General features: G+C 68.9%; 26 protein-coding genes and 1 pseudogene. 20 read left to right on the forward strand and 7 right to left on the reverse strand.

Annotated elements, in window-relative coordinates; all coding sequences use genetic code 11:
• Nucleotides 1–7 precede the first annotated feature (7 nt).
• From VGP60_RS11270 to VGP60_RS11310, 9 genes are all read left to right on the forward strand, one after another.
• Complete coding sequence (locus tag VGP60_RS11270) at nt 8–913, forward strand: aldo/keto reductase (RefSeq protein ID WP_327547883.1); 906 nt, start codon at nt 8–10, stop codon at nt 911–913.
• Nucleotides 901–1,920, forward strand: coding sequence for an inositol 2-dehydrogenase (iolG, locus tag VGP60_RS11275; protein WP_327547884.1), 1,020 nt, complete (start codon nt 901–903; stop codon nt 1,918–1,920). The genes VGP60_RS11270 and iolG overlap by 13 nt, the downstream gene beginning before the upstream one ends.
• Nucleotides 1,917–2,786 (forward strand): sugar phosphate isomerase/epimerase, encoded by an 870-nt coding sequence (locus VGP60_RS11280; RefSeq protein ID WP_327547885.1) that lies wholly within the window; start codon nt 1,917–1,919, stop codon nt 2,784–2,786. The genes iolG and VGP60_RS11280 overlap by 4 nt, the downstream gene beginning before the upstream one ends.
• A complete protein-coding gene (locus tag VGP60_RS11285; protein WP_327547886.1) occupies nt 2,780–3,646 on the forward strand; it encodes a sugar phosphate isomerase/epimerase in 867 nt (288 codons plus the stop codon). Before VGP60_RS11280 ends, VGP60_RS11285 begins: the two co-directional genes overlap by 7 nt.
• Nucleotides 3,643–4,656, forward strand: a complete 1,014-nt coding sequence (locus VGP60_RS11290) for a Gfo/Idh/MocA family oxidoreductase (RefSeq protein WP_327547887.1) — start codon at nt 3,643–3,645, stop codon at nt 4,654–4,656. Before VGP60_RS11285 ends, VGP60_RS11290 begins: the two co-directional genes overlap by 4 nt.
• A gap of 94 nt (nt 4,657–4,750) precedes the next feature.
• On the forward strand, nt 4,751–6,574 hold the full coding sequence (locus VGP60_RS11295; RefSeq protein WP_327547888.1) for a hypothetical protein: 1,824 nt from the start codon (nt 4,751–4,753) through the stop codon (nt 6,572–6,574).
• A 71-nt stretch (nt 6,575–6,645) separates the two neighbouring features.
• Complete coding sequence (locus VGP60_RS11300; RefSeq protein ID WP_327547889.1) at nt 6,646–7,404, forward strand: ArsR family transcriptional regulator; 759 nt, start codon at nt 6,646–6,648, stop codon at nt 7,402–7,404.
• Between the two features lie 11 nt (nt 7,405–7,415).
• The gene (locus tag VGP60_RS11305) at nt 7,416–7,796 is read left to right on the forward strand and encodes a VOC family protein (RefSeq protein WP_327547890.1); all 381 of its coding nucleotides are present in this window, start codon (nt 7,416–7,418) and stop codon (nt 7,794–7,796) included.
• 25 nt (nt 7,797–7,821) lie between these two features.
• The gene (locus VGP60_RS11310; protein WP_414640326.1) at nt 7,822–9,144 is read left to right on the forward strand and encodes an APC family permease; all 1,323 of its coding nucleotides are present in this window, start codon (nt 7,822–7,824) and stop codon (nt 9,142–9,144) included.
• A 184-nt stretch (nt 9,145–9,328) separates the two neighbouring features.
• Here the strand turns inward: VGP60_RS11310 and VGP60_RS11315 are convergent, their stop codons facing one another.
• Both VGP60_RS11315 and VGP60_RS11320 read right to left on the reverse strand, forming a co-directional pair.
• The gene (locus tag VGP60_RS11315; RefSeq protein ID WP_327547892.1) at nt 9,329–10,900 is read right to left on the reverse strand and encodes an MFS transporter; all 1,572 of its coding nucleotides are present in this window, start codon (nt 10,898–10,900) and stop codon (nt 9,329–9,331) included.
• A gap of 91 nt (nt 10,901–10,991) precedes the next feature.
• Nucleotides 10,992–11,615 carry a class I SAM-dependent methyltransferase gene (locus tag VGP60_RS11320; RefSeq protein ID WP_327547893.1) on the reverse strand — a complete coding sequence of 208 codons (624 nt, stop codon included), beginning with the start codon at nt 11,613–11,615 and terminating at the stop codon, nt 10,992–10,994.
• 114 nt (nt 11,616–11,729) lie between these two features.
• Here VGP60_RS11320 and VGP60_RS11325 point away from each other — a divergent pair, with 114 nt between their 5' ends.
• Nucleotides 11,730–12,326 (forward strand): XRE family transcriptional regulator, encoded by a 597-nt coding sequence (locus VGP60_RS11325; RefSeq protein WP_327547894.1) that lies wholly within the window; start codon nt 11,730–11,732, stop codon nt 12,324–12,326.
• Between the two features lie 67 nt (nt 12,327–12,393).
• Here the strand turns inward: VGP60_RS11325 and VGP60_RS11330 are convergent, their stop codons facing one another.
• Entirely contained in the window at nt 12,394–14,376 is a 1,983-nt protein-coding gene (locus tag VGP60_RS11330; protein ID WP_327547895.1) for an amino acid transporter, read from the reverse strand.
• Between the two features lie 262 nt (nt 14,377–14,638).
• On the opposite strand from VGP60_RS11330, the gene VGP60_RS11335 reads away from it, so the two are divergent.
• Complete coding sequence (locus VGP60_RS11335) at nt 14,639–14,809, forward strand: hypothetical protein (RefSeq protein WP_327547896.1); 171 nt, start codon at nt 14,639–14,641, stop codon at nt 14,807–14,809.
• Nucleotides 14,810–14,963: 154 nt separating this feature from the next.
• Here the strand turns inward: VGP60_RS11335 and VGP60_RS11340 are convergent, their stop codons facing one another.
• A complete protein-coding gene (locus VGP60_RS11340; protein ID WP_327547897.1) occupies nt 14,964–15,914 on the reverse strand; it encodes a LysR family transcriptional regulator in 951 nt (316 codons plus the stop codon).
• Between the two features lie 81 nt (nt 15,915–15,995).
• On the opposite strand from VGP60_RS11340, the gene VGP60_RS11345 reads away from it, so the two are divergent.
• The 6 genes from VGP60_RS11345 to VGP60_RS11370 all read left to right on the forward strand — a co-directional run bounded on the left by VGP60_RS11345 (nt 15,996) and on the right by VGP60_RS11370 (nt 20,741).
• Entirely contained in the window at nt 15,996–17,279 is a 1,284-nt protein-coding gene (locus tag VGP60_RS11345) for a citrate:proton symporter (protein WP_327547898.1), read from the forward strand.
• 9 nt (nt 17,280–17,288) lie between these two features.
• Nucleotides 17,289–18,572, forward strand: a complete 1,284-nt coding sequence (locus VGP60_RS11350; RefSeq protein WP_327547899.1) for an acyclic terpene utilization AtuA family protein — start codon at nt 17,289–17,291, stop codon at nt 18,570–18,572.
• Complete coding sequence (locus VGP60_RS11355) at nt 18,556–18,915, forward strand: AtuA-related protein (RefSeq protein WP_327547900.1); 360 nt, start codon at nt 18,556–18,558, stop codon at nt 18,913–18,915. Before VGP60_RS11350 ends, VGP60_RS11355 begins: the two co-directional genes overlap by 17 nt.
• A gap of 303 nt (nt 18,916–19,218) precedes the next feature.
• Complete coding sequence (locus VGP60_RS11360) at nt 19,219–19,821, forward strand: hypothetical protein (RefSeq protein ID WP_327547901.1); 603 nt, start codon at nt 19,219–19,221, stop codon at nt 19,819–19,821.
• A 30-nt stretch (nt 19,822–19,851) separates the two neighbouring features.
• Nucleotides 19,852–20,235 (forward strand): HIT family protein, encoded by a 384-nt coding sequence (locus VGP60_RS11365; protein WP_327547902.1) that lies wholly within the window; start codon nt 19,852–19,854, stop codon nt 20,233–20,235.
• A gap of 5 nt (nt 20,236–20,240) precedes the next feature.
• A complete protein-coding gene (locus VGP60_RS11370; protein ID WP_327547903.1) occupies nt 20,241–20,741 on the forward strand; it encodes a nucleoside 2-deoxyribosyltransferase domain-containing protein in 501 nt (166 codons plus the stop codon).
• 15 nt (nt 20,742–20,756) lie between these two features.
• On the opposite strand, the gene VGP60_RS11375 is transcribed toward VGP60_RS11370, so the two are convergent.
• Nucleotides 20,757–21,440 carry a DinB family protein gene (locus VGP60_RS11375; RefSeq protein ID WP_327547904.1) on the reverse strand — a complete coding sequence of 228 codons (684 nt, stop codon included), beginning with the start codon at nt 21,438–21,440 and terminating at the stop codon, nt 20,757–20,759.
• Between the two features lie 19 nt (nt 21,441–21,459).
• Here VGP60_RS11375 and VGP60_RS11380 point away from each other — a divergent pair, with 19 nt between their 5' ends.
• Nucleotides 21,460–21,894 carry a VOC family protein gene (locus tag VGP60_RS11380; protein ID WP_327547905.1) on the forward strand — a complete coding sequence of 145 codons (435 nt, stop codon included), beginning with the start codon at nt 21,460–21,462 and terminating at the stop codon, nt 21,892–21,894.
• A gap of 174 nt (nt 21,895–22,068) precedes the next feature.
• Here the strand turns inward: VGP60_RS11380 and VGP60_RS11385 are convergent, their stop codons facing one another.
• Together VGP60_RS11385 and VGP60_RS41680 are read right to left on the reverse strand one after the other, a co-directional pair.
• Nucleotides 22,069–23,067 (reverse strand): aldehyde dehydrogenase family protein, encoded by a 999-nt coding sequence (locus tag VGP60_RS11385; protein WP_327547906.1) that lies wholly within the window; start codon nt 23,065–23,067, stop codon nt 22,069–22,071.
• Nucleotides 23,068–23,158: 91 nt separating this feature from the next.
• Nucleotides 23,159–23,560, reverse strand: a pseudogene (locus VGP60_RS41680) (aldehyde dehydrogenase family protein); the annotation flags it as partial.
• An 83-nt stretch (nt 23,561–23,643) separates the two neighbouring features.
• Here VGP60_RS41680 and VGP60_RS11390 point away from each other — a divergent pair.
• Both VGP60_RS11390 and VGP60_RS11395 read left to right on the forward strand, forming a co-directional pair.
• Nucleotides 23,644–24,222 carry a TetR family transcriptional regulator gene (locus VGP60_RS11390; protein ID WP_327547907.1) on the forward strand — a complete coding sequence of 193 codons (579 nt, stop codon included), beginning with the start codon at nt 23,644–23,646 and terminating at the stop codon, nt 24,220–24,222.
• A gap of 127 nt (nt 24,223–24,349) precedes the next feature.
• Nucleotides 24,350–24,574, forward strand: coding sequence for a hypothetical protein (locus tag VGP60_RS11395; protein WP_327547908.1), 225 nt, complete (start codon nt 24,350–24,352; stop codon nt 24,572–24,574).
• The last annotated feature ends 232 nt before the right edge of the window (nt 24,575–24,806 follow it).

Raw genomic sequence — 24,806 nt, forward strand, 5'->3', positions numbered from 1 at the left:
GTCCGCGGTGTCGTTCGGCACTGCACCGCTGGGCGACATGTTCGGCGCCGCCGACGAAACCGAAGCGACGGCCGCGGTGCACCGGGCTTTGGACGCCGGGATCACCTTCTTCGATTCGTCCCCCTACTACGGGAACGGGCTGGCCGAGCGCCGGCTCGGCGCGGCACTGCGCGAACACCGCGAAGACGTCGTGATCGGCACCAAAGCCGGCCGCTACGGCAGCGACGAGTTCGACTTCACGCCGAAGCGGCTGCGCGAGAGCGTGCACCGCAGCCTCGAGCTGCTGCAGACCGACTACGTCGACATCCTGCAGCTGCACGACATCGAGTTCGTTGACCTCGGCGGCGTCTTCGCCGACACCTACGCCGAGCTGGTCCGGCTCCGCGACGAAGGCAAGTGCCGCTACATCGGGATGACCGGCTACCCGATGGGGACGCTGCGCCGCGCCGTCACCGAGACCGACCTGGATGTCGTCCTCTCCTACGCGCACTACACCCTGCTCAACACCCGGCTCGCCGACGACCTGGCGCCGCTGTGCGGGCAGCGCGGCGTCGGGCTCATCAATGCCGCCGCGGTCGCGCTCGGCCTGCTCACCCCGGCGGGCTCGCGGATCACCGTTCCCGCGGGACAACGGATCGTCGACGCGGCACGGCGCGCTGCCGAGGTGTGCGCGCGGCGCGGCGCCGACATCGCGTTCCTGGCCAACCAGTTCTCGATCCAGCGCTCGGGTGCGGCGACGACGGTCGTGGGCACCACCAAGGCCCGGCACCTGGACGCCGCCGTCGCCGCCGAATCCGCCCCGATCGACGAAGACCTGCTCGCCGCCGTCCTCGCGGTGACCGCCGACGTGCGGGACCTGTCCTGGAGCAGCGGCCTGCCCGACAACAATGGAGGTGACACATGCTCCGCGTAGCACTGTTCGGCTGCGGCCGGATCGGCCAGGTCCACGCGCGTTCGATCGCGGGCCACGACGACGCCGAGCTGGCCTGGGTATGCGACCCTGTCCTGCCCGCCGCCCAGACCCTCGCCGCCCGGCTCGGGGGCCATGCGACCGACAACGTCGCACAGGTGCTGGCCGACCCGGATGTGGACGCGGTCGTCATCGCCTCGCCCACCCCGACCCACATCGACCTGCTCAGCCGCGCCACCCTCGCCGGCAAACCCGTGCTGTGCGAGAAGCCGATCGACCTCGATCTGGCCCGAATCGACCAGTGCTGGTCGGACATCGCCGGGCTGCGGCCGTTCGTCATGATGGGTTTCAACCGGCGGTTCGATCCCACGTTCACCCAGATCCGCCGCCGCGTCGGCGCAGGCGAAATCGGTACTCTCCGCGCGTTGCGGATCACCAGCCGCGATCCCGAGCCGCCTCCGCGGGCCTACGTGGTCTCGTCCGGCGGGATCTTCCGCGACATGACGATCCACGACTTCGACCTGGCCCGGTACTTCCTCGGTGAGATCGCGGAAGTGCAGGCCTTCACCGCCGACGACGGCAACGAGATGCTCGCCGCGGAAGGCGACGCACACCAGGCGATGGTGTTGCTGCGAAGTCGGAGCGGCGCGCTGTGCACCATCACCAACAGCCGCAGTTGTGTGTTCGGCTACGACCAGCGCGTCGAAGCCTTTGGCGACAACGGCATGCTGGAGGCGGGCAATCAGACGTCGTCGAGCGTGCGTGCCTCCGGCCCCTTCGGAGCCGAGGCGTCCGACACGTACCTGCGGTTCTTCGTCGAGCGCTACCGCGACGCGTATTTGGCGGAGTTCGACGAGTTCGTCCACGCGGTCCGTGAGCAGCGGCAGCCGTCACCCGGCTTCGCCGACGGCCGGGCCGCGCTCGTGCTCGCCGAGGCGGCGATCGAGAGCGCGGCCACCGGCCGGACCGTCACCGTATCCCCGCACCTCACCGATGGAGTACTGACATGATCATGGACAGGGTTGCCGGAGCGCCGATCTCGTGGGGCGTGTGCGAGGTGCCGGGCTGGGGCTACCAGCTCACCCCCGAGCAGGTGCTGCCGGAGATGAAGGCCATCGGGTTGGTCGCCACCGAATTCGGTCCGGACGGGTTCCTCCCCCGCGACCCGGCCGCGAAGGCGGCCAAGCTGCGCGAACTCGGCCTTTCCGCGGTCGGCGGCTTCGTTCCCGTCGTCCTGCACGACGCCGGGCGTGACCCGCTCCCGGAGGTCGACCGCGAACTGGACGGCTTCGTCGCGGCCGGCGCGGGCACGATCGTGCTCGCCGCGGTCAGTGGCCTCGACGGCTACGACACCCGGCCCGACCTCGACGAGCGGGCGTGGCGCACCCTCTTCGGCAACCTCGACCGCATCGCCGAGCGGGCGCGCGAGCGAGGCGTCGCCGCGGCGCTGCATCCGCATGTCGGCACGATGGTCGAAAGCCGCACCGAAGTCGAACGCGTCCTCACCGGGTCGACGGTCCCGCTGTGCCTGGACACCGGCCACCTCATCGTCGGCGGCACCGACCCGGTCGAGCTCGCCAAGGCCGTCCCCGAGCGAATCTCCCACACCCACCTCAAGGACGTCGACGTCTCCATCGCGGAGAAGGTGCGGGCGGGCGAGATCACCTACACCGACGCGGTGCGCGACGGCATGTACCGGCCGCTGGGCGCTGGGGACATCGACATCGCGGGGATCATCGGCGTGCTGGAGTCCTACGGCTACCGGGGCTGGTACACGATGGAGCAGGACACCATCCTCACCGGCAGGCCCGAAGGCGAAGGCCCGGGAGCCGACGTCCGCGCGTCCGTGGCCTACCTGCGGAGCCTGGGATGGTGACTCCGGATCTGCTGGCCACCTGCTGGACGTCGGCCGGTGACGTGATGCCGGCCCGCACCGGCGACCGCAGCCCGATCGGCATCGAGCGGCGGATCAAGGCCGTCGCGGCCGCGGGTTATCGCGGGTTCGGCCTCAGCCACGCCGATCTCGTCGCCGCGCGCGACGAGATCGGCCTGCCCCGGCTCGCCGACCTGTTCGCGACGCACGGACTGGTCCACATCGAACTGGAAGTCGTCGACCAATGGTGGGCGACCGGTCCCGTTCGCGCGGCCTCCGACCGGGTACGGGCGGATCTGCTCGCCGCCGCGGCCGTCCTCGGTGCCCGCCACGTCAAGGTGGGCGTGGGCGTGCTCGGCGACCGCTACGATCCGGCAGTGCTTCGCGAGTCCTTCGCGGCGTTGGCATCCGAGGCCGCCGAAGCCGGTACCCGCATCGCGCTCGAAGCGTGCGCGTTCTCCAGCATGCCGACACTCGAACCGGCCGTGCGGCTCGTCACCGACGTCGCCCATCCTGGCGCGGGGCTCCTACTCGACATCTGGCACATCTACCGCAGCGGCATGGACTACCGCACGATGGCGGCCATCGTCCCGGCCGAGTACCTCTTCGCCGTCGAACTCGACGACGGCTCGGCCACCCAGCTCGGGTCGGGCCTCGACGACACCTTCGACAACCGAGTCCTTTGTGGACAGGGCGACTTCGACGTCGCCGCGTTCATCGACGCCGTGGCCGGACTCGGCTACGACGGTCCTTGGGGCGTGGAAATGATGTCGCACAACCACCGGGCGCTGGAACCGGAAATCGCCGTCGCCGAAGCATTCGACGCGGCTCGGCAATGCTTGACCATCAGGAGGAAACCTTGACACCGCTGCGGATCGGAATCCTCGGCGCGGCACGTATCGCCGGCCAGGCCATCGCCGCACCGGCGGCCGCGACCGGACACCGCCTGGTCGCCGTCGCCGCGCGCGACCGCGCGCGGGCGGAACGGTTCGCGACCGTGCACGGAGTGGAACGCGTGCTCAGCTCCTACGCCGAGGTTGTCGAAGACCCTGACGTCGAGGTGATCTACAACCCGCTTCCCAACGCCTGGCACGGCCCGTGGAACCTAGCGGCGGTGGCGGCGGGGAAGCACGTGCTGTCGGAGAAACCGTTCGCCAGCAACGCCACCGAGGCCGCCGCCGTGCGCGACTCGGCGGTGGCCGCGGGAGTGCGCGTCATGGAAGGTTTCCACTACCTGTACCACCCGGTCACCCGGCGGCTGCACGAACTCCTCGACAACGGTGAGCTGGGTGAGCTGCGCGCAGTCGAAGTCGACATGCTGATGCCCGCCCCGGACGAGACCGACCCCCGCTGGTCCTACGACCTCGCCGGTGGTGCGTTGATGGACCTCGGCTGCTACGGCCTCCACGCGCACCGGGCCCTCGCCAAGTGGACCGGCGGACCGCCCCGGCTGTCCGGGGCACGGGCCGGTGAGCGCGCCGGGCACCCCGGAGTCGACGAATGGCTCGACGCCGAGCTCGAGTTCCCGAACGGTGTGACCGGGCGAGCGCGCTGTCACATGGCCGCGCCGGAATGGCAGTTCAGCTGCCGGCTGGTCGGAAGCCGCGGTGAGGCTGTCGCCGAGAACTTCGTCCAGCCACACCTGGACGACCGCGTCACGATCACTGACGCCCGCGGCCGCCGGGTCGAAGAGCTCGGGCGCAGGTCGTCCTACACATACCAACTCGAAGCTTTCGCCGCACACCTGCGCGAAGGCACACCACTCGAGAACGACCTCGACGACGCCGTCGCCACGATGCAACTCATCGACGACTGCTACCGCGCCGCCGGTCTCACTCCCCGCCCACAGCGTCAGCCCGATCCGGTCACCTGACCGGCCGGGGCGGATTCGGGGTTGGCTGACACTCGTACAGGAACGGCCGGCACACCGGCTGTCGTGATCAAGCCGGATCGGTGATGATGGGAGGATGCCTGGCCCTGAGCATGTCAGCAACCGGATCGACGGTTCGGTCTCGGGTCCGGTGGTGCAGGCCAGGGACATCGGTGAGATCCACTTCCACGGGGACGGCACGCGTGAGGCGGCCCATTCCGGGCAGGGCCGGGCCGGGGTGCGGCCAGACTGGGCACTGAGTGAGGTGACCGACCCGTTCTCGTTGGAGGTTCACCGCGCCATCGAGGCCGGCTCCCGCATCGCCGATTTTCCGGTGCTCCCGGCGTACGTGCACCGTGATCATGACCGTCTGCTGGGTGAGGTGGTGGCGCGGGCCGTCGGCGGCGTCAGCCAGATCGTGGTGCTGGTGGGCGGCTCTTCCACCGGCAAGACCAGGGCGTGCTGGGAGGCGCTGAAGCCGCTGCGGAGCGTCGACCAGGAGTGGAGATTGTGGCATCCGATCGATCCGACCCACGCGGAGGCCACGCTGGCCGGGCTGGCGCAGATCGAGCCGCACACGGTGGTGTGGCTGAACGAGGCCCAGTTCCACCTCGCCGACCCTGCACTGGGTGAACGCGTCGCCGCCGGGCTGCGAGCGGTGCTGCGCGACCCACGCCGGGCGCCGGTGCTGGTGCTGGGCACCAGCTGGCCCGGCTACTGGGCCACGCTGACCACCCCATCCACCGACGGAGCGCATGACCCTCACGCCCAAGCCCGCGCGCTGCTGGCCGGCCATGACCTGCCCGTCGCCGAGACGTTCACGGGCACCGATCTGGAGGCCCTGGCGCTCGAAGCCACAGACGATCCACGGCTGAAGTATGCCGCGGAACGGGCCGAGCAGGGGCAGATCACCCAATACCTCGCCGGCGCTCCCGCCCTGCTGGAGCGCTATCGCACCGCTCCCGTTCCCGCCAGGGCGCTGATCACCGCCGCCATGGACGCCCGGCGCCTTGGTCACAGCGTGGCGCTGCCCCGGGCCTTGCTGGCAGCGGCCGCCGAAGGCAGCCTCACCGACGACCAGTACGACCTGCTGGAAGACGACTGGCTCGAACGATCTCTCGCCTACACAGCCAAGCCACTGCACGGCGTCCGCGGCCCGCTGACCCGCATCCGCCCCCACCCCGGCCGGCCCGAACCTGCCCAGCCCCACTACCGCCTCGCTGACTACCTCGAACAGCACGCCCTGACCACGCGCCGCATCACTCCCACGCCGCCCGCTTTGTGGAACGCCCTGATCGACCACGCCACGTCCGCCGACCACAAGACCCTCGCCCACGCGGCCGCCAGCCGCGGCCTGAGGCGCATCGGCGCCCGTCTCTACGCCGGCGCCGCCGAAGCCGGTGACCACCTTGCCGCCTCTTCCGTGGCGTCGCTGCTCTTGGAAGCCGAGCTGATCCAGGAGGCGGTCATCTGGTTCCGACGTGCGGGTGACTCACGCGGCTTGACCGAGGCGGACCGACTCGCGAACGACGCGACGCGGGAGGAGACGGCGATCACCTGGCTCGAAATCAACGCGACCCGTCGCGGCACCGTGGCGGAGGAGATGCAGCACTTGGCTCCTCTGCTGAAGAAGACGGGGACGATCAAGAAGACAATCGAAAAGTTCCAGACCCGAGCCGAAGCCGGCGATCACGACGGCCCGTGGGTCACGGCCCGGCTGCTGGAGGAACTAGGGCAGGTGGAGGAGGCGATCACCTGGTACCGACGCGCCGCCGAAGCCGAAGACCCCCGCGCCCTTCCCTCGGCGGCCTGGATGCTGCGAAAGACAGGGCGGACAGAGGAAAGTACTCGATTGCGACGGTTCGGCTGGGAGCCAGATGGTTCGATTGCCGAGCCCTGGGTGATTCTGCCGAACCCGTGACCTTGCCCGGCGGCGCACATCACCGCAGCTCCATGCTGGTCAATCAACGCCAGTTGATGTAGTTTCGGCAGATGGACGCTGCCGGCCGGGCTCCGGGTGCACCGCGGTTCCTCCATCTCGCCGGGGAGCAACTGCGCTGGGCTTTGCTGCGCGTGCTGGCCCGTAGCGACCAGCGGGTCGGTGACCTGGTCATCGCGGTGGGCCAGCCCCAGAACTTGGTGTCCTACCACCTGCGCAAGCTGCGCACCGGCGGACTGGTCGCCGGGCGCCGCAGCTCTGCCGACGGCCGCGACACCTACTACCGTCTCGACCTCGACCGGTGCGCGGAACTGCTCGCCGAGACCGGGCAGGGCCTGCACCCGGCCTTGGGACTCGTCCCACCCACACCGCCCACACCGGGGTCGATGCGGGGCCGGGTGCTGTTCCTGTGCACCGGCAACAGCGCCCGCTCCCAAATGGCCGAAGCGCTGTTACGCCGGAGTGCGCCCCTCGTCGAGGTCGCGAGCGCGGGAAGCCACCCGAAACCGTTACACCCCAACGCGGTCGCGGTGATGCGCGAACGAGGCATCGACCTGTCCGGGCACCGCAGCAAACACCTCGACGAATTCGTCGGGCAGCGTTTCGACTACATCATCAGCCTCTGCGACAAGGTCCGGGAGGTGTGCCCCGAGTTCCCCGGCCACCCCGGCCTCGTGCACTGGAGCATGCCCGACCCCTCCGCGGCCGGTGACACCGCCGAGGCCAGCTACCCCGCCTTCGGCCGCACGGCCGACGAACTGACCACCCGGATCGGGTTCCTGCTGCCGAACCTGGCCCGCACCCACACCTAACGGAGACGATCATGACCGACGAGCACGCACACGTTCGCTACCTGGTCGACGACGTCCAAGCCGCCGTCGACTTCTACACCACCCATCTGGGCTTCACGCTGCTCTCGTCGGCGGTCCCGGCCTTCGCCGACGTCGTACGCGGGCCGTTGCGCCTCCTGCTGTCCGGACCGGCGAGTTCCGCCGGGCGCCCCATGCCCGACGGAGCCGTCCCCGAGGCCGGCGGCTGGAACCGGATCCACCTCCTCGTCGACGACCTGGACACCGAGGCCGCCCGGCTGCGCGAGGCCGGAGTCCGCTTCCGCAACGACGTCGTCACCGGGCCCGGCGGCCGGCAGATCCTGCTGATCGACCCCGCCGGAAACCTCGTCGAACTGTTCCAGCCACGCCGGTGACATCCGCCGAGCACCGGGCGATTCGATGCGCCAACCACGACCTGGCACGAAAGGACAACCGGTGACCCCACCGCCACCCCAGCTGGCACGGCGACTGGGAACCCGTGACGCGGTGATCATCGGCCTCGGGTCGATGCTCGGCGCGGGGGTATTCGCCGCGTTCGGTCCCGCCGCGAAAGCCGCCGGGACCGGGCTGCTGATCGGCCTGGCGATCGCGGCGATCCTCGCCTACTGCAACGCCACCGCCTCCGCCCAGCTCGCCGCGACCTACCCGACCTCGGGCGGCACCTACCTCTACGGCCGCGAGCAACTCGGGCACTGGTGGGGATTCACCGCCGGCTGGGGATTCGTCATCGGGAAAACCGCCTCGTGCGCCGCGATGGCACTGACCTTCGCGACCTACGCCATCCCCGGCCCTTGGTGGGCGCAACGACTCGTCGCCTGCGCGGGCGTGCTCGGCCTCGCCGCGCTCAACTACCGCGGTATCACCAGAACCGCCGCCCTCACCCGCGTCCTCGTCACCTGCACCCTGCTCGCGCTCGCCGCGATCATCGTCGGCATCGCCGTCGGCGGGCACACCAGCACCGCCAACCTCGGCGGCTGGCAGGCTTTGGGCACCGGTGGCGTCTACGGGACCCTGCAAGCCGCCGGGCTGTTGTTCTTCGCCTTCGCCGGTTACGCCCGCATCGCCACCATGAGCGAAGAGGTCCGAGACCCGCAGCGCGCCATCCCCCGCGCCATCCCGATCGCCCTGGGCATCACCGTGGTCATCTACGTCCTCATCGGGGGTTCCGCGTTGCTCGCGGCCGGCCCCGACCGGCTGGCCGCCGCCACCGCACCGCTGACCGAAGCCGTCACCGCCGCCGGCGTCCCCGGGCTTGCCCCGGTCGTGCGGATCGGCGGGGCGCTGGCCAGCCTCGGCGCGCTGCTGGCGCTCATCGCCGGCGTCGGCCGGACCAGTCTCGCGATGGCGCGCAACCACGACCTGCCCCGCTGGCTGGCCGCGGTCCATCCCCGCTACCAGGTGCCCCACCACGCCGAAGCCGCGCTCGCCGCCGTCGTCTGCGTCCTCGTGCTCACCACCGACTTGCGCTCCGTGATCGGGTTCTCCTCGTTCGGCGTCCTGGTCTATTACCTGATCGCCAACCTCTCCGCCGCCGGCCAAACAGCCGAGCACCGCCGCTGGCCTCGCGCCCTCAACATCGTCGGAGCCGCGGGGTGCGTCGTCCTCGTCGCGACCCTTCCCCTTCCCTCGGTGAGCGCCGGCGTGGTGATGTTCGCCCTCGGGCTGGCCGGCCGTTGGTTCGTGCTGCGCGTGCGTGAACGGCACGCAACCTCTGCCGAGTAGCCCATCACCGCCGCCGCCGGAGCCTGCTGCCGTCTATTCCAGTCATCCCCGGGCATATCTACCAGTGCGACCGCGTCATGACCTCACCATGGCATTCTTGGGGTGAAGGTATGACGCGGTGTCACTGGTGCCGGCACCAGGCTGGAAGAACTACTGACGAACCAGGCTCTGCCCATTCAGCGCGTCACCGCGCGGGCCGCGGGCTGACGGCTTTCGAACTGGTCCCGGTGCGCTGAGGACCGCGCACGAGTACGTAGACGAATAGCATCGTCATCACGACAACCCCGGCGCACATGGCCTGCTGCCAGCCGTCGACGAACGACTCCTGTGCGGCTCGGATCAGCGCTCGCGAGTAGAGCCGTCCGTCAGCGACTGCGAGGGCGTTGGCTACGCCCTCGCGGGCGGTGTCGGCGGCGTCGTGTGGGACGCCTTCCAGCCGAGCGTCGATAGCGCTTCGGTACCCGGCGGTCAGGACCGCGCCGAGCAGCGCGACACCGAGCGCGGTGCCGAACTCCCTGGTGACATCGTTGAGTGCGGACGCGACACCTTGCCGTTCACGCGGCAGTGACGTGGTGATGGCCTCGGTGGACGGCGTCATGGACAGGCCCATGCCCAGTCCCATGGCGAGCATGCCCGGCAGGACGGAGAGGTAGCCGCCGCCGACTGAAACAAGGGTCGCCATGAGGGCCAGACCAGCGCCTCCCAGGAAGATCCCGGACGCCATCGTCACGCGGGCTCCGACCTGTGCCGCTACTCGTGGGGCAAGGCCGGAGGCAGCCATCATCAGCACGGCCATCGGCATGAGCGCGAGGGTGGAGCGAAGACCGGACCAGCCGAGCACCGCCTGGAAATACGGGAACAGGACCACGAAGATCCCTGCCTGCACGCCGAACACCGCGAGGAGCGACACCGAACCACTCGCCAGGCCCCGCTCGCGGAACAGCCGGACGTCCAGGAGCGGCGCCCGCTGACGCAGTTCCCACGCCACGAAACCGAGGGCACCGACGACTCCGGCCAGGAGGCTCACCAGCGTCACGGGTGCGGTCCAGCCCTGGTCCGGTCCCTCGTGAAGAACGAAGATGAACCCGGCCACAGCGACCAGGGACGACAGCGAACCGACGACGTCGAACTTGTGCGGCGACTCCTCGCGCGAGTTCGGGATGGTTCGCAGCGCCAGGAGAATGGCGACGAGGACGAGCGCGACCGGCAGGACGAAAAGCCACCGCCAACTCGCCACGTCGACCAGTACAGCCGACAGGTACATCCCCAGGATGCCACCGCCACCGGCGACGCCGGTCCACACGCCGATCGCCTTGGAGCGTTCCTCGTCCGGGAAGGTCGAGGTGATGACGGCAAGGGTGACGGGCATGATCATCGCCGCGCCGACGCCGCCGAGGAATCGCGCGGCGAGCATGACCTCGGAGGAGCGGGCCAGACCCGCCGCCGCGCTCGCCACGCCGAAGACGACCAGGCCCGTGAGCAGCACTGGTTTGCGGCCCCAGCGGTCGCCGACCGCGCCGAGCGGCAGCAGCAGCGCGGCCAGGGTGACGGTGTAGATGTTGATCATCCACAGGACCTCGCTCTGCGAGGCGCCGAACGCGAGGGCGACCTGCGGCTGAGCGACGTTCAGCCCGGACACCGACGCGATGACCGCCATGAGGGCGATGCACACCCCGATCAGGATGGCGCGGCGCTGACGCGGGTCGTGGATGGTCGGGCCGGCGGTCGCCAGTTGCGGAGACCCGTTGGTACTCATGATTTCCCTCCGAAGGGCATGCGGGATCAGCGCCACGGGCAAGAACCCGGGCGCGGGTATTGGTGGCTCTACGGCCGGCGGATTCGCGTGGTCAGGGGCGCCGGGTGGCGCGCACGACGACGTCGTGCAACTGGACCGCGCGGTTGGTGAGAGTGCGGACGTGCTCCTCGGCGGTGACGACGTCCCACCGGGCAGCGTCCAGGCCCGCCGTGACGCTCGCGGCGGTGACCGATGCCTCCTCGGGAGGGTGACCGTGTCCGTGGCCGTGCCCCGGGGTGTGCAGGTGTCCGACGATCAGCAGGGTGCCGCCCGGCGCCACCCAGTCGGAGATGCGCTCGTAGAACGCCAGTTGCGGCATCGCGGGATGCGCGTAGTGGGTGGTGACCAGGTCGAACCGCTCACCCGGTTTCCAGACACTCAGGTCCGTCTCGAGCCACCGCACACGCTCAGGTGCCGAACCAGCCTTTACCGCGCGCTCGGAGGCGCGGGAAAGGACCTCGGCGGAGATGTCGGCCGCGGTGACCTGCCAGCCCTCAGCGGCCAGCCAGATCGCTTCCGCGCCCTCGCCACAACCCGCGTCCAGCGCCGTGCCCGGCACCAGGCCGCTGGTCTCACGCGCGAGATACGGGTTCGGGGCGAGCTGCCGCCCGGCTCCGCGCTCGTTCGCCTGCCGCCAGTGGGACTCCCAGTAGTCCTTGTCGAATCCCTGTGTCATCACGCCTCCGTGTGTCCCGACTCGACCGGCCTTCTTCGGTGGCCGAGTTCTTGACAATCGTGCGTGCGACCAAGCCAATGCGCAAACCTTCTTGCCAAATGGCAAACTGGTGCCATGGACGACCACCTGAACCGCACCCTCGATGCCGTCGGGCCGAGGCTCAAGCGCTTGCGGATGCACCGCGACATCACCCTCACCGACCTCGCTGACGAAACCGGCATCTCCACCAGCACGCTGTCGAGACTCGAAGCGGGCCTGCGACACCCCACGCTCGAACAGCTGCTCCCGCTGGCCCGCGCCCACGGGGTCACTCTCGACGAACTTGTCGACGCGCCCCCCACCGGGAACCCCCGCATCAACCTGCGCCCCATCGCCTGCGGCGACGGATCGACCATCATCCCCCTCACGCGCCGTCCCGGAGGCATCCAGTCGTACAAGTTCGTCCTCCCCACCGGGAACGACGACGCGGAACCCGACCTGCGTACCCACGAGGGCTACGACTGGGTTTACGTCCTCAACGGCAGGCTCCGCCTGGTCCTCGGCGAGCACGACCTCATCCTCGAATCAGGAGAGGTCGCCGAGTTCGACACCCGCACCCCACACTGGTTCGGGGCCACCGGTTCCGGTCCCGTCGAGTTCCTCAGCCTCATCGGCAAACAAGGTGAACGCGCCCATGTCCGCGCGGCACCGAAAGGACGCCTGCCCGAATAACACCTGGCGCTGGCACATCGGTTCCGGCCCGTCAGCCTCGGCGACGACGGAAAACCGCCATTCCGGGTCAGCCCCCGACGTGGATACCCGGCCGGCGCGCCGGGTCGTCCTCGCTGGTCCTCAGAATCTCGCGCACCACGGGCGCGGTGTCGCCGCGGCCGAGGATCAGGTAGCGGAACAGGTGCCCGAGCGGATTGCCTTCGGACCACTCGAAATGGCATTGCGGCCGGACACCGGTCGCGTCGCGCAGCGCGAGCAGGATCGCGGCGATCGCGTTCGGCGCGGCCGGGCTCTGCGCACGCAGGATCCGATAGCCGTCGATCTCGACGCCGCGCACCTGCAGGACGTTGCTGAACTCCGACGGGTCGACGACGTCGATCTCCAGGAACAGCACGTCGGCCCGGCCCGGGAGCGGGTTCATGCCGCGCTGCTCGGCCTCCTTCGCCGAATACTCCGCGAAATCGCCGCCCTGGCGCCGGTTGGCGATGATGTTCAGCGCACCGTCATGACTGATCGAATCGGTCACGAACTGCCGCGCGGTCTCGTCGAACTCGATCCGCTCCGCGCGCAGCTCGGTCGTCCGCGACACCCTGGAGATAAGGGAAACCGCGATGATCCCGAGGATGAACAACGCCGAAATCGCTAGCCCGTCGGGCTTTTCGATGATGTTCTCGACGAGCGCGTAGAGCAGCACCAGCGTCAGCACAGTGAACGCGACAGTGGCGAGGTGCTGTTTGCGGCGGGCGGCGGAGATGGTGACCGCGACCGCGCCGGAGACCATCATCGCCAGGATCCCCGTCGCGTACGCACCGGCCTGGGCGTTCACGTCGGCACCGAACGCGATCGTGATGAGGATGCTGATCACGGTGTAGACGATGACGACCGGGCGGACGGCGCGGCCCCATTCCGGTGCCATGCCGTACGCGGGGAGGTAGCGCGGCACGATGTTGATCAGCCCGGCCATCGCCGACGCGCCCGCGAACCACAGGATCAGCACACTGCTGATGTCGTAGACCGTGCCGAACACCTCGCCGAGCTCCTGGTGCGCGAGATAGGCCATGGCGCGCCCGCTGGCCGCGCCGCCTTCCTTGAACTGCTCGGCCGGGATCAGCACGGTCGTGATGAAACTCGTCGCGATCAGATACACCGACATGATGAGCGCGGCGACGGTCAGCAGCTTGCGGGTGTTGCGAATCCGGGACTCGAGCAGCTCCTCCTTCGTCCGGCCCTCGGCGGCGACCAGCGGCATCATGCTGACGCCGGTCTCGAACCCGGACATCCCGAGCACGAGCAACGGGAACGCGACCACCGCCGGGCCGACGATGCCGGTGAAGCCGCCACCGCCGGAGGTCAGCGCGTCGGTCCACGCCGACAACGCGGCGGGCTCGGTGAAGAGGTCGAACACGCTCGCCACGACCACCACCGCGTTCAGCAGCAGGAAAACCGCGACCAGCGGGATCGCGACACCGACGGCCTCGCTGAACCCCATCAGGAACACCCCGCCCAGGATCAGCAGCAGCACCACCGTGATCAAGACGGCGTGCCCGTGCAGGAAGCCCGGCATGATGGGGTTTTCCAGCAGGTGCACGGTCGCGTCCGCCGAGGACAGCGTGATCGTGATGATCCACGAGGTGGCCACGAACCCGAGCAGGACCAGGACGAAGACCTTGCCGCGCCAGAACGGCAGCAGGTTCTCCAGCATCGCCACCGAACCCTGGCCGTGCGGGCTTTCCCTGGCCACGCGCCGGTACATCGGGAGCATGCCGAACAACGTCAGCGCGACGATCAGCAACGTCGCCAGCGGCGACAACGCCCCGGCCGCGAGTGCGGCGATACCTGGCAGGTACGACAGTGTGGAGAAGTAGTCGACCCCGGTCAGGCACATCACCTTCCACCACGCCTGGGGCTTGGCGTGGTCCTCACCGCTTTCAGGTCCCACCGGTGCGACCCGGTGCTCCAGCAGCCAGCGAGCGGCCGCGCTGCCCGGAGGCTTGGCCTTCACCGGACTCTCGACACTGGCCGGAACGACGAACTCAGGTGCGGTACTCAACGCGTCTCCCCCGCTGGCAATCCGTGCTTCGGTCTTACCGGGCGAATGATGCACGACGCACAAGACGTCAGCTCGTCGGGGCACCACGTCTGGGCTCGTGAGTGGCTACGGGTGTTAGAACACTCGTAGCCACTCACGACCCACCTGACCAGCGGAAGTGCCGGGCGATTCTGTCCGGGCCGTCAACTCCCGGTTTCCGGTCGGGTGGGCATCTCGCGCAGTCTGCCGACCGGGGACACCAGCACGTTCGAAATCTACACTGATGTCTTCAGTGGACGAACCGGTCGAGAGAAGGGCGACGATGGACCCCGACTGCACCAGTGGCGCGGACAAACCGCGGCGTCGTGACGCGACAGCCACGCGCAAGTCACTGCTGACCGCCGCGCGGGTACTGATAGCCCGGCACGGTGCCGAGGGAAGCCAGCACCCGTGACATCGCCGCCGCCGCGGGCGGCCTGCCGCGCACCCGCCCTCGCGGCTTGTCGTTGATGCCGTGAAGGGAACCTTGAGGGACTCAGAGTCCCTCAAGGTTCCCTTCACGGCATTCCGGCGACGGGATTGGCCGCAAGTTCCGCTGGCAGGTGGGGTCACCTTTTACGGCTGGTCAGCCAGGCGGTTTCGGGAGGCAAGGTCACGCCTTGCCGGCTGGCGTCGGTGATCGCCGTCCGGAACGCGGTCGCGGCCGGTGACAGGGGGCGATGCGGTACCCGGACGACGGCGATCCGCCGTTCGGTGCGCGGGGCACCGAGCGGCCGATGCGACAGGCCGGCGAACCGGGTCAGCGGCAACACCAGTCCCGGCACGGCCGACACCCCGAGGCCGGCGGCGACGAGACCGGCCACCGCGCTGATGTTGCGTGCCTCGATCGCGTTCCTCGGGCGACTGCCGGACTCGGCGAAAGCGCGGTCGAGGTGCTGACGGATACTCGTCGTCCGGTCGAACGCGATGAACGCCTCGCCGGCGAGCTGTGCCCAGGCCACTTCCTCGACCTGGGCGAAGGCGTGGTCCGGCGGGAAGACGCAGCAGAACCGGTCGGTGGCCACCGGAGTGACCTCGAGGTCGTCGATCGGCTCGGCGGCGGACACGACGGTGACCGCGAAGTCCACCACTCCCGCGCGAACCCGCTCGAGGACCTCGGTCGCCAAAGCGTCCTCAATGGACAGTCGTACGTCCGGATGGTCCTTCTGGTAGGCGGAGACGACGGCCGGGAGCAGGATCGCCGCGAGCGACGGCAGGGTCGCCACCCGGACCCGCCCGCGCTGCCCGTCCAGGAAACCGCTGAAGTGCCGCAGGTTCGCGTCGAACGTGGCGATCGTGGCACGGGAGATCGCCACGAACTCACGCCCCTCGGCGGTCGGTTCCAGCCTGCGGGTCGTGCGCTCGAACAGTGCTACGCCCAGCCTGCGCTCCACCTGCAGCACGCAGCGGCTCAGCGACGACTGTGCCTGAAGCAGGGCCTCGGCGGCCGCGGTGAAACTCCCGGCGTCGTGTACCGCGACGACTACGCGGAGCTGCTGGACGGTCAGATCCATGCGCATAGTGCATCATTCTATCGCATATTGATGCTTGCCAGCGATAGCGATTCGCCAGAAGGTGGAAGCACTCAAAGGAGGTCAACGATGCTCGCCGTGAGTGGCTTCGTCACGATCGTGCTGTTCCTGGTGGCCGTTCTGTCCCGGCGGGTCTCGGTGCTCATCGCATTGACCGCCATCCCGATCCTCGTCGCGCTGGTGACCGGGTTCGGCGGTGAACTGGGCACCCTGATCGGCGACGGGCTGGGCAAGGTCGCCCCGGTCGCCATCATGATCACCTTCGCGGTCCTTTACTTCAGCCTCATGGTCGACGCCGGGCTGTTCGATCCGGCCGTGACGCGGGTGCTGCGCTGGGCCAAGGGCGATCCCCTCAAGATCACCGTCGGGACGGCGGTGCTGACGCTGCTCGTCTCGCTGGACGGGGACGGCACTTCGACCTTCCTGATCACCGTATCGGCGCTGTTGCCGGTTTACCGCAGGCTCGGCATGCGCCCACTGGTGCTCGCCGGGGTGATCTGCCTCGGGGCCGGCGTGATGAACATGGTGCCCTGGGGCGGCCCGACCGCGCGGGCGATGGCCGCGTTGAAGCTCGACAGCTCCGAGATCTTCGTACCCGCCATCCCGGCCATGGCCGCCGGGATCGTGTGGGTACTCGTGGCGTCCGTCCTCATCGGACGGTCGGAACGCAAACGGCTCGGCGTGATCGAACTCGACGAGCTCACCCCGGAGCCCGCACCGCGTACCCGGCCCGAGGCCCTGCGTTTCTGGTTCAACGTCGTACTCACGCTCGCGCTCGTAGGCGTGCTGCTGGCACAGCTGGCCGATCTCGAGGTGGTGTTCGTGATCGCGTTCGTCATCGCCGTGATCGTGAACCGCCCGAGCTGGACCCAGCAACAGGAACTCTTCGCCAGACACGGCAGCAACGTCGTCCTCGTCACCACGATGATCTTCGCGGCCGGTGTGTTCACCGGGATCCTCAGCGGCACCGGCATGATCGAAGCGATGGCTCGCAGCCTGGTCGGGGTGATCCCGGACGGGGCCGGGGGCGCGCTGCCGGTCGCCGTGGCGATCACGAGCATGCCACTCTCGCTGGTGTTCACGCCCGACGCCTACTACTTCGGTGTGTTGCCGGTGCTCGCGGAGACCTCCGCCACGTTCGGCGGCAGCGCGTCCGAGGTCGGCACCGCGGCCATTCTGGGGCAGATGACCACCGGCTTCCCGCTCAGCCCGCTGACCGCGTCGACGTTCATCCTGATCGGCATGAGCGGTGTCGAACTCGGGGCGCACCAGCGGTTCATCTTCAAGTGGGCGTTCGGCACCACCCTCGTCATGACCGCCGTCGCGTTGCTGACCGGCGCCATCTCGTTCTAAGGAGAACGCTTGCACACCACCAGGATCGGTAGCGGAGCCGGCTTTTCCGGCGACCGGATCGAACCGGCGGAGGACCTGCTGCGCCGCGGCGACCTCGCCGACCTCGTGCTCGAATGCCTGGGCGAACGCACCGTCGCACTCGCCCAGCAGCGCCGGCTCGCCGACCCGGACGCGGGCTACGAACGCCGGCTCCCCGCCCGGTTCGAACGCCTCCTGCCGCTCGCCACCCGCGGCGGCGTCCGCGTGATCACCAACATGGGCGCGGCGAACCCCCTCTCCGCCGGCCGGGTCACCAGAGAGATCCTCGACAAGATCGGCTCTCGCGCCACCGTCGCGGTCGTCACCGGCGACGACGTCCTCGCCGAGGTCGACCTCGACGCACCGGCCTGGGAGACAGGGCGTCCGCTGCGGGAGCACGGCGAGATCGTCTCCGCGAACGCCTACCTCGGCGCGGACGCGATCTGGCCCGCACTCGGCGCGGACGTGGTGATCACCGGCAGGGTCGCCGACCCGTCCCTGTTCCTCGCGCCGCTGGCGCACCGTCTCGGCTGGGATCTCGACGACGTCCCCGCCTCGGCCGCCGGAACCCTGGTCGGCCACCTCCTCGAATGCGCCGGCCAGCTCACCGGCGGCTACTTCGCCGACCCCGGTCACCAGGACGTGCCGAACCTCGCCGGGCTGGGCTTCCCCTTCGCCGACGTCGCCGCGGACGGGACCGCCGAGCTCGCCAAACTGCCCGGCACCGGTGGCGTCCTGTCCCGCGCGACCGTGCGCGAACAACTGCTGTACGAAATCACCGACCCGGCCGCTTATCTGACTCCGGACGTCGTGCTCGACCTGCGCGAGGTGACCGTCACCGAGCACCCGCGCGGGGTCCGGGTCGCCGGCGCGCGCGGTAAACCGCGGCCGGACCAGCTGAAAGTCAGCGTCGGTTACCGGGCAGGCTCGAAGGTCGAGGCCGAGATCTCTTACGTGGGACCGAACGCGGCACGCCGGGCCGCACTGGCCGCCGAGGTCGTCACGACCCGCCTTGCCGGAGTGCCGCTGCGGGCCGAGGTGCTCGGCGGTGAGACCGACTGCCGCCTGCGAGTCGCTGCCCTCAGCCACGACCTCACGCTGCTCGACCGTGTCGGCGACGAGGTGGAGTCGTTGTACACCAACGGTCCCGCCGGCGGTGGCGGGGTCCGGGTGCACGTCGGCGACGTGATCGGCATCGCGTCGACCCTCATCCCGCGGGAGCGTGTGCGCCCCGCCGTCACCCTGCTGGAGGCGCCCGATGCCCCTGCTTCATGAACTCGCGCACTGCCGGGCCGGCGACAAGGGGAACGTCGCGACCCTGTCGGTGTTCCCGTACGACGAAGCCCAGTTCTCCCTGCTGGCAAGGGAAGTGACGGCCGAACGGGTCCGCGCGCACCTCGCGGAGTACATCGACGGCGAGGTCGTTCGCCACGAACTGCCCGGTCTCGGCGCGCTGCACTTCGTGTGTCACCAGATCGTCGACGGCGGTGTGACCACCTCGCTCGCGCTCGACACGCATGGCAAGTCCTTGAGTTCCCGGCTGTTGTCCATGGAGGTCGGTGTCGGCTTCACCGCACTGACACCCATCGGAGATGAGCCAAGGGCAAGCACCAGGTAGAGACCTGCGAACAACTGGATCGCACGCGACCCAGACCGTGCCAACCAGGCCTGGCACAGATTCGGGCAACCGACGGTGTTTCTCATCGCGCTCGCCACCGCCGCCCTCGCCTGGGCGCGTTCCTCATCATCGACGCCACCCGCAACACCCTCAACCACCGCCGCGCCCAGCTCGGCCACTGAACGACGCGTTCGTGTCACTCAAGGCCTCAACGCGTCGTTCAGGGCATCCCACGACACGCCGCTGCCGCGCGGTGGCGCCCGGGTGAAACAGGCCCGCTAGGCGAGCGGGCATGATCGGCTCATGACCACCTGGCTGCCCAGTCCCCCGGCGCGCAAGGGGCTGCTCGTCGCGGAGATCGCCGTGCTGCTCCTGGCCACCGTCGTGGATTCGGTGCTGGTGCTGCGGGCTCCGGGCGCGGAGGGCCTGCTCGCGATCGCGTTCACCAGCCTGGTGCCCGCGGTGGGACCGGCGGCCGCGGTACTCGCCGTGCTGCGGCGCCGGTTCCCCCGCCACGTCGGGCAGCTCGGCGCGGCCGTGGTCGCGCTTTCCCTGGTCAGCACCGGATCGAGTGTGCTGATCTCGGTGACGGGCGCGGGTTCGCGGGCGTGGCCGGGCGCCACGGAGGTCCTCGCGCTGGCGTTGCTGGTCGGCACGGGCTGCCGTCGTCTGTCGTGGCGGGCCGCGGCCGGGCTCGCCGTCGCCGGGGGCGCGGCGATGGTGGCGGCGCCGGTCGTGCGCTACGGGATCGGTTCCCCCGCCGCGTCACTCACACACTTCATCATGCCGTCCCGGGGGACAACGGGCCCGCTGACCGCGCTCACCGCTCGACGGGGACGACCGTCTCACCAGCGAGTGGTCGCCCTTCGGCGTACCACCCAGGTCGGAAACGGGAAACCCTTATGAAGGAACGGATTGGACTTGTTTGCTGTGAGCATGACTTCGACACCATCAGCTGCGGTTTGCAGCTTCTGCGAGATCGTGGCCGAGCGCGCTTCGGCTCAGGTGGTCCGTCGCTGGGACGACGTACTCGCCATCCGGCCACGCAGCGGCGGCGTCGCGGACGGGCATGTACTCGTCATCCCCCATCAGTGCGTACCGGACATCGGCGCCGACACCGCGCTTTCGGCGCGGGTGATGGAATGCGTGGCCGAACTGGCGGCGGAACTACCCGCGTGCAACATCATCACCAGCAAGGGAGCCACCGCGACCCAGACGGTCTTCCACCTCCACGTACACGTCGTGCCCCGTGCGGCGGGTGACAACCTGCCATTGCCTTGGAGCACACAGGGTTCCCGCCTGGACGGGGATCGGGGTTGACATCGGTGGCCGACACCGTGGACGTCGTCATGGCGCGGGAAGCCTTGCCTGGCAACGGTTCACCGGCGATCTTCCTGGCGGGGCCGACCCCGAGTGCGCAGGACGTGCCGTCCTGGCGGCCGGGGGCGATCGACCTCATCCGGGCCCGCTGGCCGGCCGCGGGTGAACCGTTGACGGTTCTCTCGCCCGAAAGCCGTGGCGGACGCCGGGCCGCGAAGTACGACGACCAGGTCGACTGGGAATCCGCTGCCCGCGCGGCCGCCACCGTGATCCTGTTCTGGATCCCGCGCGATCTGCGGAAGTTGCCCGGGTTCACCACGAACGTCGAGTTCGGGCTTGACGTCGGCCTCGGACGCGAGGCTGTCCTCGGCGCCCCGCCGGGTTGCCCGAACCCGGAGCGCAACCGATACCTCATCCATGTCGCCCGGCGTCATGGCGTTCCGGTCTTCGACACCCTCGCCGAAGCGGTCGCGCACGCACTGACGGTGGTCACCGGACTCCGCTGACGCCGCCCATGATCATCACTGGCCCAGGCGCCCGTCGATCCGCTCGCGCAACAAGTCGACGTGCCCCATGTGGCGGGCGTACTCCTCGATCATTCCGACCAGCACCTGGCGCAGCGACATCGACCCTCCGCCGCTGCCATGCTGGTTCAAGGGATCGTCGCCGATGATGTCGAGACTGGGTGCCTCGGCCACAAACCGCGTGGCGAAGTCCGCCTCCGCACGCCAGGCGTCCCACGCCTCCGCGACCACCTGGGGGTCGGGAACAGCACCGTCGAAATCACCGTCACGATCGGTGCCGGAGCAGAACAGCCGGGGCACGTCCTGTCCCGACATCATCACCCGGAACGTCGCGCGCTCCACCTCGGCCAGGTGTCGCACCAGCCCCAGGAGCGACATCGTCGACGGCTCGACGGAACGCCGCGCCATCGCCTCCGCGTCAAGACCTGCGCATTTCATCTCCAAGGTGAGGCGTTGACAGCGCAGGGATTCGACCAGCGTCGTGCGCTCGTCGCCCAACATCGGCCCGTTCTCACGCGGGTCGTCGTCAGACGGCTTGCCGTCCGCGGTGAACATATCGGCTCGTCGGGTCGTGGCCATGGCCACAATCATCCGCAATGCGCATGGCTGCCCACAACGGATTAACTGACAGCGGAGGTGCCGAGCAGCGGCGATGACATCCGGGGTCTCGGTGAACAGCACGCGCCACTATGGTGGACCAATGGCGTCGGTCAAGCAGTTCCAAGTCACCTTCGATTGCGCAGAACCTGAGCGCGTCGCTCGTTTCTGGTGCGAGGTGCTGGGGTATGTCGTACCGCCGCCACCGGAAGGGTTTGCCACCTGGGACGATTTCGATCGCTCGCTGCCACCTGAGCGTCAGGGTTCGGCGTTCGCCTGCATTGATCCCTCAGGGGTGGGCCCGCGACTGTTCTTCCAGCGCGTTCCCGAAGGCAAGGTCGTCAAGGACCGGCAGCATCTTGACGTGCGGGCCGGCACCGGGCTCGGGGGTGAAGAGCGCCTCGCCACACTCGAGGTCGAGTGCGCACGACTGGTCGCACTCGGCGCGGTACACGTGCAAACACTGCTTGCCGATGGCGTCAACGAGTCGTGCATCTCGATGCAGGACATCGAGGGCCACGAGTTCTGTCTCGACTGAGGGGCCGGCGCAGAGCCTCGGCTCCCGGTGACCACGGCTGCCAGCGGCCGCCCGTCATCCAGTCCTCGAGACGCGTCGGCCGTGCGCTCACGGGCGGTCGAGGACCTCGTGAGAGCGAGGGCACGAGCGATCTCGCGGTGCATGTTTTCTCCTGGCGAGGCTCGATGTAGGCGGTCAGAGGTGGACCATGACGGTTTTTGTCTCGGTGTAGGCGTCGAGGACCTCGATGCCGTGTTCACGCCCGATGCCGGACTGCTTGAAGCCACCGAAGGGAACCGTGCCCGCGCTCATGTCGGCATAGGCGTTGATCCACACGGTTCCGGCGCGAAGTCCGCTCGCGGTGCGGTGGGCGTGTTCCAGGTTCGTGGTCCACACGGACGCGGACAGGCCGTAGATGGTGTCGTTGCCCTGCGCGATGGCGTCGTCGGTGTCGGTGAACGTCATCAGGGCGGCGACGGGGCCGAAGATCTCCTCCCGCACGACTCGCGCGTCGGCGCCGACGTTCTCGACGAGTGTGGGCGGCATGTACAGGCCGTGCCCGAGCTCGCCGGTGGTCGTCAGCTCGCCGCCCTCCTCGCGGGCGATGTCCAGGTAGGACGAGACGCGGTCGAAGTGCTGCGAGGAAGCCAGCGGGCCCATCCGGGTCTCGGGATGGAACGGGTCGCCAAGGGTGTACGCCTTCATTTCCTGGACCAGCAGCTCACGAAAGCGCTCGCGGACGGGTTCCTGGACGAAGATCCGTGTGCCGGCGACGCAGCCTTCTCCGCTGCCCTGGGCGAATCCCGCCACCGCACCCTTGGCCGCGGCCTCCAGATCGGCGTCGGCGAACACGATCGTGGGCGACTTTCCGCCGAGCTCCAGGGTGACGCGCTTGAGGTCCCGGCTGGAGACCTCGAGGATTCGCTTGCCCACGGCCAGTGACCCGGTGAAGGAGATCTTGTCGACATCGGGGTGGTTGGTGATGGCCTCGCCTGTTGTGGCACCGCCGGCGACGATGTTGACCACGCCACGGGGCAGATCGGTGTCCAGCAGCAGTTCCCCGATCCGCAGCGTGGACAGCGGCGACCACGCGGCGGGCTTGGCGACCACGGTGTTGCCGGTCGCCAACGCCGGGCCGAGCTTCCAGGCGAGCTGCAGGACCGGGCCGTTCCAGGCCGTGATCGCGCCGACCACGCCCAACGGCTGCCGCAGGGTGTTTGAACACCGAGGGATCCGACGGCGCGGTCTGGCCGTAGATCTTCGTCGGCCAACCGGCGTAGTGGCGGAAGACCTCCACGGAGTGCTCCAGGAGCCAGCGGGTCATCCACAGCGGGCCACCCATGTCGAGCGAGTCAAGGATCGCCAGCTCCTCGGCATGCTCCTCGACCACGTCCGCGATCTGCAGCAGGATCCGGCTGCGCTGATAGGGGGTGATGGCCGCCCAGGACGGGTCTTCGAAGGCTCTCCTGGCCGCCGCCACCGCGAGCTCGACGTCTTCCGGCCCGGCCGTGGCGATCGTCGCGAGCACCTTGCCGGTCGCGGGATCGATGGTTTCAAAGGTTTCTCCTGATCGTGGAGCAACCCACTCGCCGTCGATCAGCAGGTTCTTCACCTCGCCGTCCAGAAACGAGGATGTCGGACGCGTGTCGGCGTCCACGAGAAGCGGGGTGGTCATGTCTACCTCCATCAAAACAAACTGGTTCGTTCGCCTTTGACTGTAGCCACGACCAGGGGATCTCGCAAACAGAACAGTTCGTTTACACTCACGACGTGGACAAATCGCAGGCCAGCAGGCGACGTCTCCTGGACGCCGGCGCCGTGGAGTTCGCCGCCCACGGCATCGCCGGCGCGCGCGTCGACCGCATCTCAGGTGAGGCGAAGGTGAGCAAAGCCCAGCTCTACGCCTACTACGGCAGCAAGGAAAACCTGTTCGACGCCGTCCTCTTAGACCAGGTCAACGGCATCCTCGACACCGCCCCCCTGACCGCCGAGGATCTCCCGGGCTACGCCGTGAGCCTCTACGACGCCTATCTCATTCGCCCGCAGCTCGTGCGCCTGGCGACCTGGGCCCGCCTGGAACGCTCCCCGGCAGGCCACCTCTTCACCCAAGCCGACGAAACACCCAAAATTGACGCCATCGCCCGCGCGCAGGACGCCGGGCACATCGCCGCCACGTACCCGCCCGCCGACGTGCACTCCATGGTCATCGCCATGGCCATGTCCTGGTCCCCCAGCAGCCTCACCTACACCGCGACCACCGCGGACGCCGCCGCCGACCACGAGCGCCGGCGAACCAGCCTCGCCGCGGCCGTCCGCTCCGCCTTCACGCCAGGCCCCACGACTCCGTGACGTGACACCAACGCCGCATTGAGGTCACGACCCCACGCTGATATGGAAACCGTACTTTTGACCGATGCCGGAAAGCGGCGATCGTGGTTAGCCTCGTTTATTCGCCATCCGCGACACAGAGGAAACCATGACCGACAAAACCCGCCGGAAACTCGTTATCGTCCCGACGACTCGTTCCCAGTGCTACTTCAGTCTCGCCGCCGGAATTCTCCTGCTTTGCCTGGAGCTGACCAACTTCGCGACCGACACGGTGAGCAGCCCCTTCTTGGCGATTCTGATCGCCGTACTGGCGGTGCTCATGATCGCCTGCGCCATCATCGGACTCGCGTTTCCCGCCACCCGCGGGCGATAGCACTCGCGGTCTTTATCGAATTGCCGATAATTGGACAATTGCGAAGGCAAGACGTGCCACGGGGATTTGCGCGGCCGCGAGATGTCGACAGCACGTGATACCCCGCGTCCGCAACTACCGCCATCTGTCGACAGCAATGCCACTGACTTAAGCTGCCCGAGGTGTCAGCCGGATGTTCGGTGGGTCCGCGTACCTTGCTTCTCGGTGGTCGGCTCGTTTGGTGAGTTTCGCT

The sequence above is a fragment of the Amycolatopsis sp. genome (assembly GCF_036008905.1).
Classification (GTDB): Bacteria; Actinomycetota; Actinomycetes; order Mycobacteriales; family Pseudonocardiaceae; genus Amycolatopsis.

Bases quoted from the DNA above. Each gene is read 5' to 3' on its own strand.
- iolG (WP_327547884.1), top strand. From the start codon at position 901: ATGCTCCGCGTAGCACTGTTCGGCTGCGGCCGGATCGGCCAGGTCCAC.
- VGP60_RS11280 (WP_327547885.1), top strand. From the start codon at position 1,917: ATGATCATGGACAGGGTTGCCGGAGCGCCGATCTCGTGGGGCGTGTGC.
- VGP60_RS11285 (WP_327547886.1), top strand. From the start codon at position 2,780: ATGGTGACTCCGGATCTGCTGGCCACCTGCTGGACGTCGGCCGGTGAC.
- VGP60_RS11295 (WP_327547888.1), top strand. From the start codon at position 4,751: ATGCCTGGCCCTGAGCATGTCAGCAACCGGATCGACGGTTCGGTCTCG.
- VGP60_RS11300 (WP_327547889.1), top strand. From the start codon at position 6,646: ATGGACGCTGCCGGCCGGGCTCCGGGTGCACCGCGGTTCCTCCATCTC.
- VGP60_RS11305 (WP_327547890.1), top strand. From the start codon at position 7,416: ATGACCGACGAGCACGCACACGTTCGCTACCTGGTCGACGACGTCCAA.
- VGP60_RS11310 (WP_414640326.1), top strand. From the start codon at position 7,822: ATGCGCCAACCACGACCTGGCACGAAAGGACAACCGGTGACCCCACCG.
- VGP60_RS11315 (WP_327547892.1), bottom strand. From the start codon at position 10,900: ATGAGTACCAACGGGTCTCCGCAACTGGCGACCGCCGGCCCGACCATC.
- VGP60_RS11320 (WP_327547893.1), bottom strand. From the start codon at position 11,615: ATGACACAGGGATTCGACAAGGACTACTGGGAGTCCCACTGGCGGCAG.
- VGP60_RS11325 (WP_327547894.1), top strand. From the start codon at position 11,730: ATGGACGACCACCTGAACCGCACCCTCGATGCCGTCGGGCCGAGGCTC.
- VGP60_RS11335 (WP_327547896.1), top strand. From the start codon at position 14,639: ATGTCTTCAGTGGACGAACCGGTCGAGAGAAGGGCGACGATGGACCCC.
- VGP60_RS11340 (WP_327547897.1), bottom strand. From the start codon at position 15,914: ATGCGCATGGATCTGACCGTCCAGCAGCTCCGCGTAGTCGTCGCGGTA.
- VGP60_RS11345 (WP_327547898.1), top strand. From the start codon at position 15,996: ATGCTCGCCGTGAGTGGCTTCGTCACGATCGTGCTGTTCCTGGTGGCC.
- VGP60_RS11355 (WP_327547900.1), top strand. From the start codon at position 18,556: ATGCCCCTGCTTCATGAACTCGCGCACTGCCGGGCCGGCGACAAGGGG.
- VGP60_RS11360 (WP_327547901.1), top strand. From the start codon at position 19,219: ATGACCACCTGGCTGCCCAGTCCCCCGGCGCGCAAGGGGCTGCTCGTC.
- VGP60_RS11365 (WP_327547902.1), top strand. From the start codon at position 19,852: ATGACTTCGACACCATCAGCTGCGGTTTGCAGCTTCTGCGAGATCGTG.
- VGP60_RS11380 (WP_327547905.1), top strand. From the start codon at position 21,460: ATGGCGTCGGTCAAGCAGTTCCAAGTCACCTTCGATTGCGCAGAACCT.
- VGP60_RS11395 (WP_327547908.1), top strand. From the start codon at position 24,350: ATGACCGACAAAACCCGCCGGAAACTCGTTATCGTCCCGACGACTCGT.